Genomic DNA, 21192 nt, shown 5'->3' on the forward strand with positions numbered 1-21192 from the left:
AGGAATGCCGTTGCGCTCGCCGCTGCTGGGCGGGCGGCGCAGAGAGCGTCTCGCCAGCTCAGAAATGACTTCGCCGACGCTTCGGTGCTGCTGGGTTGCCATCGCTTTTGCGGCGATCAGGACATCGTCGTCAATCGCTAAGGTCGTTCTCATATCCGCCTCATCGCGCATCAATCATCACGCATCATATAAAGCAAGTGGTCGGCCGTCTCAAGGTGAGTACCGAAAGGACGCGTCATTGCGCCAATCTTTTCACCAGAACCTGCGATTTTTTGCTCGACATGATGACGGTCGCCAACACGACCTTGCAGGGGCCGTGAACGATGAGTGCTACCTGCGAAAGGGTGATTTCCGATCTGCGCGAGCCATCGGCTCGCTGGAGGGCTTATTAGCCCGAAAGGCTGGCTGTCTTTCCTTTGGCGTGCCGGAAATCGATGCGGTCCGGCCTGCCGGTAGCCTCACCTACGGCTCGTAGCAGCGGCGTCGCTTAGCGGCGTGCCTCGCACGCCAAATATGACCAGGTGAGGTCAAGGAGCCGTAACGCGACCGCAGCGTCCGCTTTCCGACCAATCGAGGGGCGTACTTTTTCAAGCACCTCCGCTAGAAGCCATGACCGGAAGTCGTATCATTATGAAGGTCGGTTGCGAGGGCTTCACGCTTGAATGATCTGCTCGCGTGGCCTCACTTCCACCATCGCCGCCATCCGTCCAAGGGGACGACGGGATCGGATCGAAACTCGGCGGCGCATTCGATGGCGAGGTCATCAGGCATCCCTCGGAGAAGGGGTGTCGTGTCGGGGTCAGGCTGAGGTAGCCCGCGAGATCGGTTGTCGGGGCAGGGATTCGAACCCCGCGTCACAGCTCGAAAGCTGGAAGCAACCTCGGACACCCGAGGGATGGGGAGAGCGCCACGCTCCAATTACGCTTACGCCCGACTGAAGCATTAACTCCCTGGCCTTGCGATTGTTCCTCCTGCTGCGAAGATGATTGTAAGATTCCTTTCCATTATCGCCCCAGGTTGTCGAATAGCGATGCTATACAATTCAGCCTCCGATGCATAAAGAACGACGACGTCGTCAATGTTAATGGTGCGTAAGCCGTTTATACAGTTGATTTCTGAAGTATGGACGAATAGCCTCAGCTTATTCGTCAGGCGGACCAGACGAATCAGAACTTGAGGCAGCCGAAACTGCCCGAAGAAACTCCAGGCGGCAACCAAGCCGCCCGCCAACTTCCCTGCTAGGAACCGAGCTTACGTTGCTGATGGCGTGTGCTCACGGCTGTTTGGAGATAACTATGAAGTTCGCCCTCGTAGAAGGAATCCGCCTAGAAGCGACGACTGGCACCCGTGGTATCTGTCCCGGTTGCGGCTCGCCGACGCTAACCAAGTGCGGCACCAAGCGCCTGCGTCACTGGCCCACGTGAGCACCGCCGTTTGTGACCGATGTTGGGAGCCCGAGACCGAATGGCATCGAGCGTGGAAGAACTTGTTTCCGATGGACTGGCAGGAAGTCCATCATCGGGCTCTCGACGGCGAGGTCACGTCGCCGTTGTCGTTTGGCAGTACGTAAGAATGCGGTTGTTTCGAATTCTTTGGCAGATAATTTAAGACTCCTGGCGAGGGGAATCTCAAATTAAGTGCAACAGCTCAGGCTTTGCTATCGGCCTCTTTGATCCTCGATGTTGGGTCGTGTGTTCAGATCCCTTCAACTGCCCCGGACGACGACTTGCCATTGATCGTGAATTGCCGCTACCCGGATGCCTTCGCCGCGGCGCTTATGAACTCCCTGCCGATAGGATTTTAGGCCCCGGTCCAGATCATCATCGGCGACTGGGATAATTGCGCCACGAGCAAACTATTGATGCAATTGTGACTAGCGCGTTCTGAGGCATTATCCACGTCAGACGAACTCAGCGTCGCCTGAAGCTATCAAAAACGAAGTTCGCAGGACGCGAAATGACCAAACCCCTTTCTTCCATGACCCGCAGAAATCATCCCACGCTGGAGCAGTGCTGCTATGGGTCGAGGTTGTGATTGCGCGGGCAGTATTCAATTCCACGGTTCATCCTCCAATATCGCTCGGATCCACTATGCCGCGGTATAATGTGCGTCACGTGTGATGTGCTGATAGAGTTCAAGCTTCAACTTATATTTGCCACGAGGATCCCGTGAAGGAAAAGCGACCAGAAGGCATCGAGCGCTACGACCGTCCGGCCGGCGGCTGGGATGCGTTACAAGCCGTAGCAAAGACCCTTGCCCATCAACAAATCATCGCCCAGGGCACACGAACGCTGCTAAAGGCCAACCAACCGGAGGGTTTCGATTGTCCAGGTTGTGCCTGGCCGGATCCCAAACACACCTCGTCGTTCGAATTTTGCGAAAACGGGGGCAAGGCAATCACCTGGGAGTCGACCGCCAAAAAGACGGATGCCTCTTTCTTCGAACAACACACCGTGGCGGCGCTGTGGGAATGGACAGACCACAAGTTAGAAGACGCTGGGAGGATTACGCTTCCGTTGCTCTATAATCGCGACACTGATCATTACGAACCGATTGCTTGGGATACCGCGTTCGAATTGATCGCGAGTGAGCTTAATCATCTGGACAGCCCTCACCAGGCGGAGTTCTACACGTCCGGCAGAGCCTCGAATGAATCGGCGTTTCTCTATCAGCTTTTCGTCCGCGCATTTGGGACAAACAACTTCCCTGATTGCTCCAATATGTGCCATGAGGCTACGAGCGTTGGCCTGCCGATGTCGATCGGTGTCGGCAAAGGTACTGTGACGCTGGAGGATTTCGACCACGCCGACGCCATCTTCAGTTTCGGACATAATCCCGGTACCAATCATCCCCGTATGATGTCGACATTGCATCAAGCGTCGCGTCGAGGTGTGCCAATCATAGTGTTCAACCCGCTCAAGGAACGTGCACTCGAGCGTTTCGCGGCACCTCAAGATCCGCTTGAGATGGCTACAATGTCATCGACGCGTATAGCCTCCGCTTATCATCAGGTCCGTGTCGGAGGTGACCTGGCAGCGTTGAAGGGGATCATGAAGGCGATTTTCGTTCGCGACGCCGAGGCGATTGCGGGCGGAGGCGAGGGGGTCTTGGATCGTGCCTTCATCGCGGAGCACACGGTTGGATTCGACGCACTCCAGGCGGACATAGAGTCGACGAGCTGGGCTGATATCGAATCAGTTAGCGGGCTCACCCCCCAAGCCATCGAAAGCGCAGCCGATGTCTACGTGAAGGCGAAAAACGTAATCGTCTGCTATGGGATGGGGCTGACGCAGCATGCCCACGGAACCGAAAACGTACAGCAGGTTGCCAACCTGCTCATGTTACGCGGCAACATCGGTCGCGAAGGCGCTGGGATCGCCCCGATCCGCGGCCACTCCAATGTTCAGGGTGACCGCACCGTTGGGATTACAGAGATCCCGACTGAGGCGCTGCTGGAGGGAATGGAGAAGGCTTTCGGCTTTAGGCCTAACGGCGAAAAGGGACACAGCGCCATTGAGGCTGTTGATGCGATCGCGGAAGGGCGTTCGAAAGCGCTGATCTGCCTCGGTGGGAACCTGGCCGTCGCCATGTCGGACCAACTTGCGACGTTTCAGGCGATGCGTAAGCTTGATCTCGCAGTGCATATTTCTACTAAGCTGAACCGATCGCATTTGCTTACAGCGCGAACGTCGTTGATACTTCCCTGCTTGGGTCGAACGGATCTCGATACGCAAGACTCGGGTCCCCAGGCCGTTACCGTGGAAGATTCGATGTCGATGGTTCACGCGTCGAGGGGCTTTTTAAAGCCGCCGGCGAAGATGTTGAAGTCGGAGCCGGCAATCATTGCCGGCATCGCCAAGGCCACGCTTGGTGGGCGTTATTCGATCGACTGGGATGGGCTGATCGCGGATTACAGCCGGATCCGAGATAAAATCGAAGCTGTATTCCCGGAGTTTTTCGATTTTAACAAGCGAGTCCGAGTTCCGGGAGGGTTTCGTCTGGATGTGGCCGCATCATTCCGTCGGTGGAACACGCGCACCGGGAAAGCAAACTTCCTGGTCGCTCGGGGCCTCCTCGAGGATCCCTTATTGACACGGCCAGACGCTCTCCTTCTGACGACGATCCGAAGCCACGATCAATATAACACCACCGTTTACGGAATGGACGACCGGTATCGTGGGGTATTTGGCCGACGGGACGTTCTTTTCATGAATCCGGCCGATTTGGCAACTCTACAACTCAGTGACGGCGACCTCATCGATATTCGGTGCCTGATTGACGCGGAGGACCGCGATCTTAGGGTACAGCGGCTTACCGCGGTTGCCTACGACATTCCATCAGGTTCTGTCGCCGGATATTATCCTGAGTTGAATGCTTTGGTGCCATTGAAGCACTTCGACCGCACCTCCGGAACGCCCTCCTACAAAGGAGTTCCGGTCGCAGTCGCCAGGGCGTGCTAACATCAGGCGGATGACTCCAGCGGTATTGTGCGGTATTGGTGCGAGGGGGCAGTCTCTTGCACATCACGCCTTTGTTTGTCCGGTCTTCCCGTGAGACGTGTCCAATCGCTGCTTTCGCAAGCAGCTCTCCGTATTGCAGGAGAATTTGATGGCACCACGGCAACCGCCTGAGATAGTCATCTTCGGGCCTTTTCGCCTGCATCTCAAGCTCCGCCGTTTGTTCCACGACGAGGAAGAGGTGCGCCTTGGCAACCGAGCAATGGAATTGCTCATCGCACTGGCGCGTAAGAAAGGAGAGGTCGTAACAAAACGAGACCTGTTCGACGCGGTATGGCCAGGCATCTTCATTGAGGACGGCAATCTCAAGGTCACAATCGCCTCGCTGCGGCGAACCCTTCGAAAATACTCGGCCACGGGCAACTATATTCAGACATTTTCAAACCGGGGCTATTGGCTTAGCGACCAAGCCGATGGCGTTGCGCCTGATGATGGTAACCTGCAGAGCATCGCGAGCACACAGCTCCCTCACTTAGGTAACGTCATTGGCCGAGCTGACGAAATCGCCGAGCTGTGCAAGACCGTCGGGGTCAGCCGGCTAACCAACATCGTCGGGGCAGGAGGCATAGGCAAAACAACGGTGGCTATTGCTGTCGCCCGGATTGTTGAGGGCGAAGAAGAGATTTCTGTCACGTTTGTAGATCTGTCGCGGATTACCGATGAAGAATATGTCATACCTTCACTTGCGGCCGTCCTGGGCATCAATTCAGGTAGTCAAGACCGACTTGATGCCATTTCCTCAACCCTCGCCAAACGAGCAACCCTGCTGGTGTTAGATACCTGCGAGCATGTGAGCAATGCCGTGGCGCATCTATGCGAAGTGGTACTCAAAAGAACCGAGAGCGTGAGGATCCTTTGCACAAGTCGACAAGCTCTGCGCGCCAAGCACGAGAAAGTCGTATGGCTAGCGCCCCTGGGGGTGCCGCCGGCAGGCGTAGCTCCCGCCGCGGAGGAAGTCCTGGCATATCCCGCTCCCAAGCTGCTGGTTGAACGGGCTTCGGAGGCGGGCCATTACAAACTGACGGACGGGGACGCAGAAACAGTCGCAGAGATCTGCCGGAGGCTTGACGGTCTGCCGCTTGCGATCGAACTTATCGCGCCCCGCCTGTTGGTCGAAGCGGCGGCCGATGTTCTCAGAGAACTCGACAACCGATTTGCTGGACTTACAGGCCGCGAGCTTGAGGCCCCGCCGCGGCAGCGGACCCTTCTCGCCACGCTGGAGTGGAGTTATGCAATGCTCACCGAAACCGAGGCGGCCGTCCTCCGTGCCGCCTCGATATTCGCGCACCCATTCGAACCAGGTGCACTACTGCGCGTGATACATCACCGCCAGTTTGATCCCGCCCTTGTCTTCGACGCGCTTGCGGGCCTTCGCTCGAAATCGATGTTGAGCATCGAGCACTCATCCGACGATATGCGCTATCGGCTTCTGGACAGCACACGAGCATTTGCTGCCAGCCTGCTCGAGACTTCAGGCGAGGTTGAACAAGTTTCGGCGGCATACGCTCGATATGTTCTAGAGGTGTTTGAGAGGTCCATAACCGAGCGGGCACGACTCCCGGCTCAAAAGTGGTACGCGACCTATGCAACCCGCGCAGAAGAATTGCGCAAGGCCATCACCTGGGCTCTCTATCAGAATGGTGACACGTTGCTCGGGCTGAGGCTCGTGGCTATCGGCCTTCCCCTTTGGCATGAACTTTCCATGATCGAAGACGCAAGAAGGAACTGCGAAGAGGCTCTTACAGCGTATGACCGGATATCTTGCTCAGAGCGCGCGCTCCAGCTGAAGCTCCTCCTGGGGCTGGCCGCGGTCACCAGATTTATCTCGACTGATACCGATAAGGCCATTGCGACGTTCGAGAAAGCTATAAAGCTGTCGCGTGATGTCGGGGACAAAGACGCTGAGTGCCAGGGCCTTGTGGCGCTGGCTAGCTATCGACTTTTGCCAGGATACCGAACGGCAGCGCAGGAGATACTTGCGCAGCTGAAGAACGCCGCGATGCAAAGCGGTAACCGCCCGGCTCTGTGGGAGCACGAGACCCTTCTCGCCGAGATGGATGTTATCCAGAGCGACTACCCGGCAGTTATCGCTCGACTTGAACGGCTCCGTGAGCAAATACGGAACGCTTCGGATGGGACCGCATCTCGTTTTGACGCCGACATTCGGATCAGGACCGAAAACACCTTGGGTGCGGCTCAATGGCTTGGTTCTCAGAGGCCGGGAACCGGATTACGTCGGGTCCAGGCCGCAGCCCATTGGGCATTGGAGGCACATCATGGTTGGACGCTGATATACTGCTTCACTCGCGGTATTCTCTTCATACTCAGCGAATGCCGCGACTACGCACTCGGCGGGCACTGTCTCGCCAAATTGAGGGAAGCCATCGACAGGTATGACATGCCAACCTGGACCCCGGTTGCCGTCTGTTATGCGGAAGCCTTCGACGCACTTTCCGGGTCAAGAAGAGATCCTGATGCGATCATGCGGGCGTTCGATCAACTCCGCACTGGCCTCCCTCAGCACGGCAGGCATGTCTACTACGCGCTTCTGGCGAGAGCGCTTCACGCGATCGGATGCGTGGATGAAGCGGCTCGCATTCTCAATTACGTCTTCGAGATCGGCCCGCAACGCTCAATGCTTCCCGAATTGCTTCGTCTCAAGGCAATCGAAGAACGCTCGAAAGGTCGCGATGACGATGCACATTCAACTCTGTCGCGGGCTCTGGCGATTGCGGAAGACCATGGTTCTTGGGCTTGGCGGCTACGGGCCGCGACGGACCTCGCCTCGCTTCTCCTGGAAAAGTTTCAGGTTAATGATGCGAAAACAGTGCTCGAGCCGGTATATGGCCAATTCCTTGACGGTTTTGTCACGCCCGATCTGCAGCGTGCGAACAAAGTGCTTGATGATCTCAACAGCTCAAATCTCATGAGTACTGTGGGAGTCGCGGCTTCTCGATAACCGCTGATTACGGCTGCTCGAAAATGGCGACTAGCAGGAGCCTCAACGAGAGACTTTCCCTTTAGCTTTCCGTTATCCGCCTTTCTTTCTCGGACTCGGCCGCCAGCTGCTGCCAGTCCAGGTCCTCTTGCAATTCCAGATATTGCGTCGCGCCAATGAGATCGGCGTCTCTAAGTTCATCGAGGCGCTGGCGCTGAGCTAGGGTCGCAGCGCGCAATAGCCCGCGACGTCGATCGTCCGACAGGCCGCCGGGGTCCGCTGCGGTCTTGGCATACTGAGCAATGAGTGCTGCTGCTTCGGGTCCTTCTTCTGAGGCCAACCTTGCGACCGCAGCTTCAGCAAGGCCCGCTCTAGCCACATCCGTCTCCTTTCGGACTGCCGTCTGGCGGCCCAGCCGGAGAAGGTGGATCATCGGAGCCAGCGTCCCCCCTTGGATGACAAGCGTCGCAAGCACAACGGCAAACGCCGCGAGTACTACCAAGTTGCGCTCGGGGAAATCTGGTGGGAGAGCGAAGGCAGTCGCAAGAGTGACGAGGCCACGCATCCCGGCCCACCCCACAAGCAGAGTCTCTCCATGTCGGAATGGTGCGAGGTAACCCCCTCTTTTGTGTCGGTACGCGACTACCGCGTGAAAGAGAAAAGCAATCGCCATTCTGCAAACGATCACGCTGATGACGACAATCGTGGCGAAGCCGACCGCGCGGGCTAGCTCATCAGGAGACATTGTCTGAACGATGCTTTTCGCCTGCAGGCCCATCAGCAAGAACGCTACCACATTCAGTAGAAAAACCACGGTCGTCCATACGGCAAACGAATGGACGCGCATCCGGGGAGAGTCGTTGACACTCGCCAAAGTGGCGATAGTCATAGCGCTTGATACGGTAGCCAATACCGCCGACAGATGCAGTCTCTCGGCGATTAACCAGGTTGCGAACGCGTAAACGAACTGGAGAAGCGTCCCGCCTACCGTGTTTTCCGTAAGTGGCCTGAGTCTGGAAAGAAGATAACCAAATGCTATACCGAAAAGTATCCCACCCGGTGCCGCGATCGCAATCTTGATAACGGTCGCCGACCCTAGCCCGCCACTGGCATGGACGTTCAGAGCCGCGCTGAACAGCAAAAGGGCGGTCGCGTCGTTGAACAGGCTCTCGCCCTTCAGCAGCGTATCCACCCTGCGATCGACGGGTAGTCCTGACAGAACGGCGGTTGCCGCCGCAGCGTCCGGAGGAGCGACGATCGCGCCAAGAGTGACGGCAACCGCTAGGGGGAGACCGGCGGTCATCGTGCCGATAGCAACGACGATACCCGTGGTAGCGAGAACGGCTACTACAGCGTAAACAAAGATCGGCAGGAGCATGCGCCTCGCAGCGCCGATGGGAAAGTCATAGGCTGAGTCGACGAGGACAGGCGCGATAAAAAGCGCCAACGCTGTATGGGGATCAATCGGGATGTTAGGTGCTCCGGGAACCATCGCGACAGCTACGCCAGCCGCGGCAAGGATGCCTGGATAGGGCAGGTGGACTCGCCTTGTGATCTGCAACAGAAACACGGCGACTGCCAGAAGCGCCACTAGGGTTTCGAAAAAGCTCATGATGTACAATAACAAAGATCTGTAGGCGTTATAGTCTCGGTAGCCCGAATCATGAGCATCCGGCGGCCAATTTCACCAAAATTAACGGAGCGCGTTATGGACTTCGAGGTGGCAATAATCGGCGCTGGGGCAGCTGGTATTTCCGCGGCCCGTATGCTGACCTCGCTGGGTCGCAAGGTAGTTGTCATTGAAGCAAGCAGCCGCGTCGGCGGCCGAGCCTGGACCAACGAGATCTATGGTCTCCCACTCGACATGGGTTGTGGCTGGTTACATTCTGGTGAACGCAATCCGCTGGTCGATATGGCAAGGGCTGAAGGCTTCGATGTCGTAGAAGGTCGCACCGCTTGGCAGGATCAATGGCGGGACCTCGGATTCACTCCCGATGATCGAAAAGCTGCCCTTGAGGCTTGGGCGGGAATGTCTAAACAGATGGAAAGAGACCCACCCGCCTCTGATCGAGCTTCGGATGCCCTTGACCCAGGTGGGAAGTGGAACGCTTACTGTCAGTCTCTAAGCGGATATCTCAACGGTGCGCCGCTCGATAGCCTCTCAGTCGAGGATTTCCTTGCCTATGACAAGGCCGCGACCCAGTCAAACTGGCGGGTGCGTGAAGGATATGGAACGTTGTTGGTAAGGAGTATGCCACCTGTTCCTCTCTATTTATCTTGCGCTGCCAGGAAGGTGCGGCAAACCCGAACCGGCGTCAGGATTGAGACCGATCGCGGAACAGTTGATTCCCGGGCGGTGATCGTGACGGTCTCGACAGCCGTGCTTGCCAGAGCCCTTATCGAATTCGATGCGGAAATGGACGACCACCTGCATGCGGCTGGGAACCTGCCACTTGGCCTGGCGGACAAACTTTTCTTCCACCTTGAAGGCAATCATGGTCTGGAGGCGGAAACTCATCTTCTGGGCAATCCCGCAAACGACAAAACGGGCAGTTACTACATCCGACCGCTTGGTCGCCCGATCGTTGAGGGATTTTTTGGCGGCCCTGGCGCGATCGCGCTCGAAGACGCTGGAGTTCTCGAAGCTTTCGCCTTTGCCATCGAGGAGTTGACGGCGCTGCTCGGTGGTAAAATTGAAAAATACCTCAAGCCAATTTCGTCCTCTTCATGGTGCAACGTTAAATGGATCCACGGTTCATACAGCCATGCATTGCCCGGCTGCGCTCGAGACCGCGAGACATTGGCAAAACCAGTGAGCGAGCGACTGTTTTTTGCAGGCGAGGCGACAAGTCGCTTCGACTTCTCTACAGCTCACGGTGCATGGGAGAGTGGCATCAGGGCAGTTCAAGAATTCGCGGCGTGCTATCCTAAAGCAGTCGCTCCCTAATGGGCAGGACTGACCGCATAGCGAATGGCTTTCAAGATTTCGACATTTTCTTCTAAACCCGAACCCCGATCCGCTCCGAGGCTTCGCTAATTTGCGGCCACGCGGCTAGCGTGCTCAGCGTCGACGGCCGCAGCGCCCATCGACCTTTGGAGACCTACGCCTTCTGCGAAGACGACGCCCGGCTGACGATGCCAATGCCGTTTTCAAGATCACCAACAGAAATGGCGTCGATGCGCCCGCCGACCATTGCCAATCACTCCTCAACAAGAACGGCTTGGGTCTCTGACTTGGCCTGATCTATAAAATGGAGCCTTCCCGGATAGCTCCGAGTGGGATGCACCCCGTGAGTGTTAGCTTTCATTCGTCCGAGAAAATGTCCCCGCGCCATTTGCTGCAGAATACCGGAATCTGCAATGACGGGGCATCCTGAGATCCTTTCTGCGTTGATGTTACCGTGGAGCTGCGTGTTATTCCGTCTCAAAAAGACCGCGATACCGATTGGGCTGCGAGCGAAGGTATTGGTTTGGTACACGAATTTTACCACCCAACTCCGCTGCAGCGTGCCACGGCCAGTTCGGATCGAATAGGATAGTTCTTGCCAAGGCTACCATGTCGGCGTCACCAGTCCCGACGATCGCTTCGGCTTGATCGTAGCCGGTGATCAAGCCAACCGCGACCACGGGAACGTGAACGACCTTCCGCACCTCTCGAGCCAACGGGACCTGGTAGCTAGGCCCTACTGCGATCTTCTGGGCGGGATGGAGGCCTCCACTGGACACATGTATCGCGCCAGCGCCATGCTTTTCGAGTTCTTGTGCGAAAACAAGCGACTCTTCAAGCGTCAGGCCACCCTGAACCCAATCCGTCGCAGAGATACGCACTGAAACCGGCTTCTCACGGAATGCTGCGCTGACCGTATCGAAAACTTCTAAGGGAAAGCGCATTCGGTTCTCGAGGCTCCCGCCATATTCGTCCGTGCGTTGGTTGGCTAACGGTGACAAAAACTGATGGAGTAGATAACCGTGCGCGGCGTGAAGTTGCACGATGTCGATACCGAGTTTGTCGGCTCGCGCCGCGGCAGCTCCAAATGCATCGCGAACGCGTTTCAGTCGCTCTTTATCCAAAGCGACGGGCGGTTGTTGATCAGCGTTGTAGGAGATCGGCGACGCGCCGTATGTTTGCCAACCGAGTCCGTCGGTTGGAGCAAACTGGCCGCCACCTTTCCAGGGAACTTCGGTCGACGCCTTCCTGCCGGCGTGACTGAGCTGAATCGCGATAGGCATGTCCGACCACCGCCGGATGCTCTCGAGCGTCAAGCTCATAGCCGCGTAATTCTGATCGCTGTAGAGGCCGAGATCTCCATAGGTAATCCGTCCTTCCGGGAGAACTGCAGTTGCCTCAATCGTCAAGAGCGCTGCGCCTGAGAGGGAAAGCTTGCCAAGATGTATCAAGTGCCATTCGTTCATGTTCCCTTCTTCGGCGGAGTACTGACACATCGGCGCAATGACGATCCGATTGGCCAATGTGAGGCCCTTGATTTCAATGGGCGTGAAAAGCTTTGGCTTGGACATTGTTGCTGCTCCCAACACGGCTTCCTGTTGCCGTACGTTTGTCCTTATGCGCTAAGGTACCACGATGTGTGACGGTCTAGGCGGCTGCCAGATTAGGACGGCGAGTGAGCGTCATGGTGAAGATGACGAGACCGGTGAGCGTGAGGCAAAACCCCGCCCAAGCGGAGGAGAGAATGCCAAAGCCGCTCGCAATCGCAAGGCCACCCGACCATGCCCCGATCGCATTGGACAGGTTGAGTGCCGCCAAATTCATCGCGCCTACAAGGGTGGGCGCCTCGGGAGCGAATTTAGTCAGTCTGACCTGGATAGTCGGTATCGCGGTGAACATGGTTGCGCCGACCAGGAAGAAACCGGCGAATAGGACGGGAAGCTTGAACCCGAAAGTGGCCAGTGCTGCGAGTACGACGACTGCTACGCCAAATCCGAGCAGGAGACCGCGTGCCGGATACGTGTCGGCGAGGCGACCGCCAAGAAAATTGCCTGCAGTCATCCCGAGTCCGAAAACTGTAAGTGCAACCGGGATCCATCCTGCTTCCAGCATGGCGACATCCGTGATTAACGGTCCTACGAAAGTGTAGATCGCAAATATGCTCGCAACGCCGAGAGCGGCGACGAGCATGGTCATCCATACTGCTCCTTTACGCAGAGCGCTAAGCTCCTGTATGACGGAGCTACCGTTCAGAGCGTGGGTTTTCGGCACGAACGCCATTAGCGCCAGGAACGATAGCGCGCCGAGGCCCGACACCGCAAAGTAGGTGTTTCGCCAGCCGATGGTCTGGCCGAGGAACGTCGCGAGTGGGGAGCCGACGATGGTCGCCACGGTCAGTCCCATCATCACCAGAGCAAAGGCCTTGCCGGTATGGCCAGGGCCGTAGACGTAGGTGGCTACAACGGCTCCTGCCCCGAAATATGCACCTTGGGGCATGCCGCTGATGAAACGAGCGAGTACGAACATCTCCAAGTTGGCCGCCAGCGCGGACAGGATATTCCCCAATACGAACTGCGCCATGAGCATGAGAAGCAGGGTGCGACGGTTTAATCGTGCAGCCGCTAGCGTGACAAGTGGTGCGCCGATGACCACTCCGAAAGCGTAGGCAGTCACGGCGTTCGTCGCAGTAGGAATGCTTATCCCCAGGCTTTCGGAAAACAGTTGGAGGATACCCATGCTGGCGAATTCGGAGGTGCCAATGCAGAAACTGCCCAAAGCCAGCGACAGCAGTGTCAGGCGGCATCGCCCGCGCTCCACGGGATCGGAGGAATGAACGTAAACCGCGGCGCATTGAGCGTGATAGGCTTTGTCGAGCATCGGTCGCATCCTTAATGGGGTGGGAAAAGTGTTTCGGACCCGTCCCGGTAGCTGGATGCGTTATCTTCACGCCGGATATCGATCGAGTGTAATTAAGCGTTGTAAAATGCAGTGAATCTCATGCTCATACGTCAATCACGTCGACGGCTGTCACGGTATAAACGGATCGATCCGCGAGTTCGCCGATTTTGCCCACGTAGTTTTGAAAATGAGGAGTTTCACGATGAGAGGAGTTGGCCTCCACGTCGATGTACATCTCGTCAAGGATGAAACGGCTCGGCTCCGAGGCGTCTCGCCAAAGATCATAGCGCAAGTTACCTTTCTCTCCCCGCGAAGGCGCAGCCATGCCTCTTAGCAAGTCTTCCAATTCTGCTTCTTTCCCGGATTTTGCCGTAAGAACCGCGTAAACTTTGACGTTTGTCATATGGTGTCCTTTGATCCGACCGCCCACCCATCACGGATGGGACGACAACCGACAGACACACTATCCGGTCGACTTGAGAGGCGTGCGTAAAACACGGTAAAAAAGCGTTAAACGATACCGGCTTCAAGAGTTACGTCGGTAGAAGCCGCTGGGCCAAACCTCGGCCTAACGTCTCCTTCGGCGAGAGGACGATGGCGGCGTACGACGCGAGCTGCTGAAGCCAACCGCAGTCGAAGAACTGGAGACGGGGCCTTACAATAAAAGGTCCGTCGTTTCTAATCGGTTCAACCGCAAAAAGAATGACATGGGTTCAGGTTTCGGGTCTTATTCAAGACCTTCGGAAACCGTCGGCTGCCAGTGCGGGCAACATCCAAACGTCACGGATCCGCCTCTTCTCGGTTGTTGCGCTTGGCGCGGAACAGCGGCTGTTTCCTCGACAGGATTGCACTACGCAGCTCACGCAATTAACTGCTCCGACCGCTTTCATTCCGTTCGCAATGCAATCAGAAGGGTGATCGCTGCGGTCCTCGACGACGAAGGATTCTGGCCGGTCACCAGAAGGCCATCGCGAACGACATAGCTGTTGAAGTCCTCCGCAGCTGAAAACTTCGCTCCTTGGCTCTTGAGCAGATCCTCCAAAAGGAAAGGCACCACCTCCCTGAACTGCATCACGGACTCCTCGGAGTTCGTGAAGCCGGTCACCTCGAGTCCCATGGTTATTGGTCGGTCATCCGGGGTCCTGACGTTGGTGAGAATGCCTGGAGCATGAGACACGAGCGCAACCGGCTTGCTCGTCGCCAGCATCGTCTCGATTAAGGAAAGAGCGTCGGGATCATTCGTCAGGTCCCAGAGCGCACCGTAGCCGCCTGAGAAAAACACTGCATCAAACTCCGCTGCGGCGATCGACGACAGTCGACGCGTGGCTTTCAGCGACGCCATGGCGGACGCATCGCTTTCGAATCGCCGCGTATCATCCGTCTGATTGGCGGCTTCGCAACTCCTGGGGTCGAGCGACGGAATACCGCCCTTCGGTGAGGCTAACGTGATATCGACGCCGGCTTCTCGGAACAGGAGGTACGGTGCAGCTAGCTCTTCCAACCAGAAGCCCGTTTTCTTGCCCGTGTCGCCAAGTTGGTCGTGCGATGTCAAAACGATCGCAATCTTCACAGTGCCACCTCCTGCTCGGCTGCGGCACCACTCTATCTTGCTGGACTAGCTGCGCACGGTCACTGCGTGCTGCACATTATTCCGTCTGTGCGCAGTTGAGGTCCTTTGCGGCACACGCGGTGATAACCGGTCGATCAGTAGTGCATCACTGGCGGGACATGCGCCTGAACTCGCCCGGTGTCATCCCGCCGACGCGTTTGAAGGACCGGACGAAATTTGACTCAGACGAGAAGCCGCAATCGAATGCGATCTGGGCGATCGAAAGGCCGGCCGCGAGTCGTATCTTGGCCATTTCCAGCCGACGGTGACCGACGAAGGTGCTGGGCGACTGCCCGGTTGCAATCTTGAACATGCGCGAGAAATGGAAGCGGCTCAGGGAGGCCACAGCTGCCAGATCGTCCAAGGTAATCGGTTGTGCGAGATTAGCATCGATATAGTCGATCACGCGTTGGAGGCGCCTTGAGTCGAGACCTGGTGATGCGATTGCGCTGCGCGCAGGGCCAATCCCAAAACCCGCGTGACTATTCAGGAGCCTCAGAGCTAACGCGTCCGAGAGGGCTTCGATGAGCAAACTCCCGCCCCAGGTCTCGCAAGTTAGTTCCCTGACGAATTCCGTCGCGATGCACTCGATGAGCGGGTCACGAAAGCCGGCATGATAGTCGATAGAAGGCGATGACGCATCGCTGCGGAGCGTTCCGGCGAGATTTGATAAAAACGATGCAGGCAGATAGATGTGTACCATCTCGTCTATCGTACGAGAGATCGATTTAAAGTCCTCTCGTATCCCGCAGGGGCTTAATCCGATCGTTCCCGGCGCCCCTACGATCCGTTCACGCACACCCTCGGCCTGACGGGTTACCACCGTCGTTCCGCGCATGACGACACAGATCTCGTTTACGTCGATTGTACCAGGTGGCCTCTCGCCCGCGGGATGGAAGCGAAGTTCGGCCTGGACACCCTGCCAGCTCCTGCCGGAGGAACTCAGGATCACGCGTCCTCTGGCATAAGAGGCAGGCAGCTTATTCATGCTTCGCACCCTCATCATCCGGTAGCGCATACGATCACATTCGTTTACTTGGCGCAATTGGGAAGCGACTTGGGAAGCGACTTGGGAGCGACCGAGGCAATGCGTTACCTCACCAACCAGGCACTTAGTAGAATTCTTCGCAGCATTTACCTTGGGGAGGCAAGTAGTAGTCTATCCCGCCGTCAGGTCAGTGAGCGTCCAAGCCCACGTGAAAGGCAGGTTGAACGGACATGAGTGATAAAACTGTTATCGGCATCGATATCGGCACCACCGCCATTAAGGCGGTGCTGGTGACCGGGGCGGGCACTCAACTGGGGCACTATGTCGAGTCGTATCCCACCGCGCGTCCCGCTCCAGGGATCGTCGAGCAGGAACCTGATGATTGGATCAGAGTGGCCATTCAGGCTCTTGCCGGCTTCGAGCGCGATTTTGACCTCGGGGGGCTACAGGCTATCGGCATATGCTCCCAGGCCAATACTCACGTCTTCATTGACCGCAACGCAACGCCACTCGCTCCGGCGATTGTCTGGCAGGACCTGCGATGCGCCGACATCGCCGTCGAACTGGATGGGCAAGTGGGCGCTGATAGTCGGATTGCATGGTGGGGTGCTCCATTGCCTATCGACGCCAGTCATTGTCTCAGCCGTATGGAATGGATGCGACGCAACAGGCCGGACATCTGGGGCCGCTCGCGAGCCGTCATCCTGCCGAAGGACTACTGCATCGCACGATTGACGGGAGAGGTTGCGGCGGACGCGATAGCATCTATTGGTCTGGTTGACGGACAACTTAATTACATCAAGGCGCTTCTTGATCTCGTGCCGGATGCAGTGCAACGCCTGCCCCCACTGCGTGATTTCACACATGTCGCGGGACGCGTCTTGCCGGGGTTGCCCTGTGCGGGTACGCCCGTCATTGTCGGGACTATGGACGCATGGAGTGGCATGTTTGGCGTCGATGTCGGGAAAGTTGGAAGCGCAATGTATCTCAGCGGTACGAGTGACGTGCTGGGGATCGTATCACCAAAGCGCATTCCGACGCCGGGAGTTGCAGCATTTCCTACCTATCAGGAAATCACACTGCATGCCGCGCCGATACAATCCGGAGGCGCGTCGCTAGCATGGCTCAGCCGTCTCCTGGGTAGAAGCATCGACGAACTCTGTGTTCTGGCAGCCGCCATGAGTGGACAGGAACGCATTCCGCTTTTCATCCCCCATCTGGATGGCGAGCGGGCGCCGCTCTGGGACCCATTCGCGCGAGGTATATTCCTTGGGCTCGACTCCTCCATGGGTCCCGCCCACTTGGTGCGATCGGTTATGGAAGGCGTTGCATATTCGGCGCAATGGGCGCTGGAGACGCTTGAGCGCTCCGCCGACAGCTCTCCGTCGATCCTGAACTGCGGCGGCGGCGGATTTGCTTCGGACGTTTGGAACCAGATTCGCGCTGACGTGCTCGGTCGCACGCTTCGATGTGTAAGAAGCGCGGATGCGGCGGCGACCGGGGCTGCGGCCATGGCCCTTGCAGGAATAGGTGCAGCGGGCTCGATCGCCGATGCCGCCAGCCGCATTGTCCAATTCGAAAGAGAGTTCCGGCCTGATCCGGCTCGCAGAGGTTATCACGAGGTCCGCATGGCGCTTTTTAAGGACTCGTACGCGGCCACCCAAGACATCAGCCGACGCCACGTAACATCCGTCCTCTGACTAGCGACCGACGGAAGATCGGGTGCGCCGTTGCGTCAGGTGGTGGTCCGCTGCCGCAGCATGCGATGTAGACCAGTCCCCCGCCGGACGCTGCGCAACGGCGTGGCGACCCGTCAACGTCCCCGGCGCGCGTTTCCCATCCCATCGCGCCGAAGCAAAAGAGCAATATCTGAGAATCCTTCCGCAATAGCGGAGCATGCGCCATCGCCGCCCTTGCGATAGCGTCCGAGTGCCGTTGGTATGACGCGCTCGATCGGTTTGTGCCCAAACCGCAAAACAGGATTGCTCGCTGTCATGATCACAACCGCTTCACCATCGTCGGCCATCCAGCCGACAAGTCCGTCGTTTCCACGAATGGAGAGTTACTTCCAAACGGTCGGCATTTCGTGCTCGCTGGGGTAGCAGCCGCTACTATTTACCGGTTTTAACCCCCGGCTTTTCTTAGATCGTATAGACTACTGATAGTGATAAGTGTGCAAAGCCTCGGTCGCCACACAGTTGCGGTCACCAACGGGGGTGCGTGACGTGAACGCTGTTTTCAAATTTGGCCCTTTCAGCCTTAATCCGGTCTCGCGGAAACTCATGCGGGACGGGCGTGAGCTGCCGATCGGCAGCCGTGCTTTTGATATGTTGGTAGCACTCGTTAATAAACAAGGTGAGATCCTTTCGAGACGCGAACTGATGGCTTGCGCTTGGTCCGGCCTGAGTGTTGAGGACTCCAATATACGTGTTCAGATGGCCCACCTTCGCCGTAAGTTGGGTTGCGGCGTCAACGGCGACCGATATATTGCCAGCATCGCGGGCAGGGGCTACAGCTTCGTGATGCCTGTCAAAACGCAAGAGGACGTATCCTCTGCGCATTCCCACAGCATCTCCGACGAAGCAGTTTTCGACGATCCCGTCATCATTCAACGCGAGATCAAGATTCCGATCGCGTCTCGCTCGGACAAGTTTTTGGGTCGGGCTTCCAATCTTGAAGAACTGGAGCGTGCCGTCCAAGAGCGCCGGTTAATCACGGTGGTTGGACCAGGTGGGGTTGGTAAAACCACTCTTGTCACAGCCTTGGCGCGTAGCCTCCGGAACTTCGATGAGATCAGGTTCGTGGATCTCAGTGTTGTCACGGATGACGCTCTAGTCGCGGCCGCCGTCGCATCATCGGTCAATTCAAGTGTCCGAAGCAGCGATCCGCTTCGCGACGCGGTTACATGGCTTTCTAAAAGGCGGAGCCTGTTGATCGTCGACAACTGTGAGCATGTCATCAATGGGGTTGCCGATGCGGTTTCGTTCGTCCTGAAACATTCACTTTCTACGCACGTGCTTGCGACGAGCATCGAGGCACTACGGGTCACGGGGGAGGCGGTGTATCTCTTGCGGCCCTTGGGAACCCCCCCCAATACGGGACGGATGACTGCGAACCACGCTCTGGCATGGCCATCGGTTGAGCTTTTCATGAGCCGAGCCATTGACGGTGGCCACAAAGGTGCCCTCGCTGACGAGGAGGCCGCCATAGTCGCTGCTATCTGCCGGCGGTTGGACGGCAATCCCCTCGCAATAGAATTGGTGGCCAGCCGCGTTGGCATGTATGGATTGGACGGAGTATTGGAGCTGCTGGATAATCAGTTAACGCTGCGTTGGCGCGGCGACAGGGACGCGACACCTCGGCACCAGACTGTTCAATCGCTGCTCGACTGGAGCTACGTTCTTCTGTCGAAGAACACCCAAACGGTCTTGAACAGGCTATCTGTGTTCGCCAGCGAATTCACGATAGATGCGGCGACGGATGTCGTTGCTGGTTCCGGCATAAGTGACGCCGATGTTTCGATGGCGATAAGTGAGTTGGTCGACAAATCCATGGTGTCGTCGGGAGGGGTGGATGAGACAACCGGCGCGTTGAAACTCCGGGAGATCGTCAGAACATACGCGGCCTTCAGGCTGACGCGCGAACCTGGGCGGCACGAAACTCAACGAAGACATGCCCTTTTTTACCTAAGAAGAATGCGCGCCCGCGAGGGCGGATCGGGCAAAAACACCTCGCTGCACGATTTCGACATTGGAAACGTACGCACTGCGCTTGAGTGGGCGTTCTCTGAAGGCGGAGACGCCGAGATCGGAGTTGAGACATGTTGTCTCCTGCTCGAAACCTTCCAAGATTTGATGCAGTTCGATGAGTGTAGAAGATGGTGCCAACGCGCGTTAGAGCTTTTGCCGCCCAAACATCAAAACACGGAGCTGCACCTCAAGCTTTTGGAGAGTCTCACGATCGCAACGCTCTTTGGGCATGGCGGCGATACGGAGGTTGCGAACTTATTCGATATCGGACTGCCGCTCAGCCGTCGCCTCAAAAACCATCGCATAGAATCTCACCTGTTGGCGGGATTGGGAATGTATCATCTGAAGCAGGGCGATTTCCGTTCGGGCCTCAACGTTGCAGAAGCTTACGCGAACAAGGTCGATCACCACAGTGGCTCGTATGACAATTTTGTGGCGGGCTGGATGCTGGGAACGATGTTCCACATGCTCGGAGAGCAATTGGAGGCTGCGGCCACTTACGATTATAGTCTCGCGCGAGCCACCGGATTTTCTCCGTCGAGATTGGGGTACTTCGAGCAGGCCCACCTTGCGCTAGCGAAGATCGCCCAAGCGCGCGTCACGTGGCTCCGAGGCTCGCCGGAAACAGCGTTGCAGATGGCCGAGAGTGCCATCGAGGAGGCAAGAAGCCAACCAGCCGCTTTATGTTTGAGCCTGCTAATGGGCATAACCGTTTTTCTGGACAGCGGCGAGCTAGATCGAGCGGATATCCTGACCGATGAACTGGCTGAACTAACGGCGACAAATGGCAATCTGTCCGGATACCGTGAAGCTGGCATGGCGGTGCGCGGCCAGCTTCTGGTCCTTCGTGGCGAAGCGGAACAGAGCATAGATTTGTTGCGCGGGAAATTACGATCGGTGAGTTCAATCGGCTTTCAGAGTTTGATATTCGGAACCCTTCGTGCCCTCGCAGAGGGACTTGCCATCGCTGGCGAGCATACCGAAGCGGTTTCGGCCATCGATACTGCATTGGGTCTGTGCGAACGCGCTGGTGGGACCTACCTTCTGCCGGAGCTTTTACGAACGAAGGCCATGATCCTCCTTTCGTCGCCACACTCGAACTTCAATGTGGTACATCGTCTTTTAAACGATGGTACCGCAATTGCGCGCAGAACGTCGGCGCTAGGATGGGAGCTTCGATTGCACCTCGCCCGCATAAAGGCCGACAGATCGATGGGTCTTAATACGACGGAGGAAGGCTTCAGCAAGCTTGCTGAAATCGTCCGAAGTTTTCAGGACGGTTCCGAAACCGCCGACCTACGAACAGCCAACTCGCTTCTACGACAGCGCCTAGACACGGCGCTCGCAAGCTGAACGTGATTTCCCGCGAAACAACCAGGCTCAACCCGCGGGCGCTCGAAGCAGCCGCTAGCGTATGCGCCAAGGGCCATTCGCTGCCGCCGGATCACCTGCCTCAGCTGTGGTGCCGATGGGCCGCCACCTCTACCGGAAGAGCACACAACAAATGCGCCTAACTTCGAGGCTCGTGTCATTTGTTTCGCGACGG

12 protein-coding genes and 1 pseudogene are annotated in these 21192 nt (G+C 57.2%); 6 read left to right on the forward strand and 7 right to left on the reverse strand.

The window, feature by feature from the left end; all coding sequences use genetic code 11:
* The coding region (locus tag FHT70_RS30525) for a CopG family transcriptional regulator (protein ID WP_246722016.1) at positions 1-153 on the reverse strand (153 nt) is incomplete at its 3' end.
* A 170-nt stretch (positions 154-323) separates the two neighbouring features.
* On the opposite strand from FHT70_RS30525, the pseudogene FHT70_RS30530 reads away from it, so the two are divergent.
* The 3 genes and pseudogenes from FHT70_RS30530 to FHT70_RS28310 all read left to right on the forward strand — a co-directional run.
* Positions 324-472: pseudogene (locus tag FHT70_RS30530) on the forward strand (damage-inducible mutagenesis protein); the annotation flags it as partial.
* A gap of 1696 nt (positions 473-2168) precedes the next feature.
* Positions 2169-4460 (forward strand): FdhF/YdeP family oxidoreductase, encoded by a 2292-nt coding sequence (locus FHT70_RS28305; protein ID WP_183706422.1) that lies wholly within the window; start codon positions 2169-2171, stop codon positions 4458-4460.
* Positions 4461-4608: 148 nt separating this feature from the next.
* Entirely contained in the window at positions 4609-7476 is a 2868-nt protein-coding gene (locus FHT70_RS28310; protein WP_183706424.1) for a winged helix-turn-helix domain-containing protein, read from the forward strand.
* A gap of 61 nt (positions 7477-7537) precedes the next feature.
* Here the strand turns inward: FHT70_RS28310 and FHT70_RS28315 are convergent, their stop codons facing one another.
* A complete protein-coding gene (locus FHT70_RS28315; RefSeq protein ID WP_183706426.1) occupies positions 7538-9067 on the reverse strand; it encodes a sodium:proton antiporter in 1530 nt (509 codons plus the stop codon).
* 96 nt (positions 9068-9163) lie between these two features.
* On the opposite strand from FHT70_RS28315, the gene FHT70_RS28320 reads away from it, so the two are divergent.
* Positions 9164-10402, forward strand: a complete 1239-nt coding sequence (locus FHT70_RS28320) for an NAD(P)/FAD-dependent oxidoreductase (RefSeq protein WP_183706428.1) — start codon at positions 9164-9166, stop codon at positions 10400-10402.
* A gap of 467 nt (positions 10403-10869) precedes the next feature.
* On the opposite strand, the gene FHT70_RS28325 is transcribed toward FHT70_RS28320, so the two are convergent.
* The 5 genes from FHT70_RS28325 to FHT70_RS28345 form a co-directional block, all read right to left on the reverse strand.
* Entirely contained in the window at positions 10870-11973 is a 1104-nt protein-coding gene (locus tag FHT70_RS28325) for an NADH:flavin oxidoreductase/NADH oxidase (protein WP_097601072.1), read from the reverse strand.
* A 76-nt stretch (positions 11974-12049) separates the two neighbouring features.
* Positions 12050-13279 (reverse strand): MFS transporter, encoded by a 1230-nt coding sequence (locus tag FHT70_RS28330; RefSeq protein ID WP_183706430.1) that lies wholly within the window; start codon positions 13277-13279, stop codon positions 12050-12052.
* Between the two features lie 124 nt (positions 13280-13403).
* Positions 13404-13703, reverse strand: coding sequence for a putative quinol monooxygenase (locus FHT70_RS28335; protein WP_097601070.1), 300 nt, complete (start codon positions 13701-13703; stop codon positions 13404-13406).
* Between the two features lie 483 nt (positions 13704-14186).
* Positions 14187-14870 (reverse strand): type 1 glutamine amidotransferase domain-containing protein, encoded by a 684-nt coding sequence (locus FHT70_RS28340; protein ID WP_183706432.1) that lies wholly within the window; start codon positions 14868-14870, stop codon positions 14187-14189.
* A gap of 145 nt (positions 14871-15015) precedes the next feature.
* Entirely contained in the window at positions 15016-15612 is a 597-nt protein-coding gene (locus tag FHT70_RS28345; protein WP_183706434.1) for an AraC family transcriptional regulator, read from the reverse strand.
* Between the two features lie 515 nt (positions 15613-16127).
* Here FHT70_RS28345 and FHT70_RS28350 point away from each other — a divergent pair.
* Together FHT70_RS28350 and FHT70_RS28355 are read left to right on the forward strand one after the other, a co-directional pair.
* Complete coding sequence (locus tag FHT70_RS28350; protein ID WP_183706436.1) at positions 16128-17597, forward strand: FGGY family carbohydrate kinase; 1470 nt, start codon at positions 16128-16130, stop codon at positions 17595-17597.
* A 525-nt stretch (positions 17598-18122) separates the two neighbouring features.
* Entirely contained in the window at positions 18123-20999 is a 2877-nt protein-coding gene (locus tag FHT70_RS28355; RefSeq protein ID WP_183706438.1) for a winged helix-turn-helix domain-containing protein, read from the forward strand.
* Positions 21000-21192 lie beyond the last annotated feature (193 nt).

This window comes from Rhizobium sp. BK049 (assembly GCF_014193135.1).
Classification (GTDB): domain Bacteria; phylum Pseudomonadota; class Alphaproteobacteria; order Rhizobiales; family Rhizobiaceae; genus Rhizobium.

Excerpts from the sequence above, each read along its gene's own strand:
- FHT70_RS28310 (WP_183706424.1), top strand. The coding sequence starts at position 4,609 with ATGGCACCACGGCAACCGCCTGAGATAGTCATCTTCGGGCCTTTTCGC.
- FHT70_RS28315 (WP_183706426.1), bottom strand. The coding sequence starts at position 9,067 with ATGAGCTTTTTCGAAACCCTAGTGGCGCTTCTGGCAGTCGCCGTGTTT.
- FHT70_RS28320 (WP_183706428.1), top strand. The coding sequence starts at position 9,164 with ATGGACTTCGAGGTGGCAATAATCGGCGCTGGGGCAGCTGGTATTTCC.
- FHT70_RS28325 (WP_097601072.1), bottom strand. The coding sequence starts at position 11,973 with ATGTCCAAGCCAAAGCTTTTCACGCCCATTGAAATCAAGGGCCTCACA.
- FHT70_RS28330 (WP_183706430.1), bottom strand. The coding sequence starts at position 13,279 with ATGCTCGACAAAGCCTATCACGCTCAATGCGCCGCGGTTTACGTTCAT.
- FHT70_RS28335 (WP_097601070.1), bottom strand. The coding sequence starts at position 13,703 with ATGACAAACGTCAAAGTTTACGCGGTTCTTACGGCAAAATCCGGGAAA.
- FHT70_RS28345 (WP_183706434.1), bottom strand. The coding sequence starts at position 15,612 with ATGGTACACATCTATCTGCCTGCATCGTTTTTATCAAATCTCGCCGGA.
- FHT70_RS28350 (WP_183706436.1), top strand. The coding sequence starts at position 16,128 with ATGAGTGATAAAACTGTTATCGGCATCGATATCGGCACCACCGCCATT.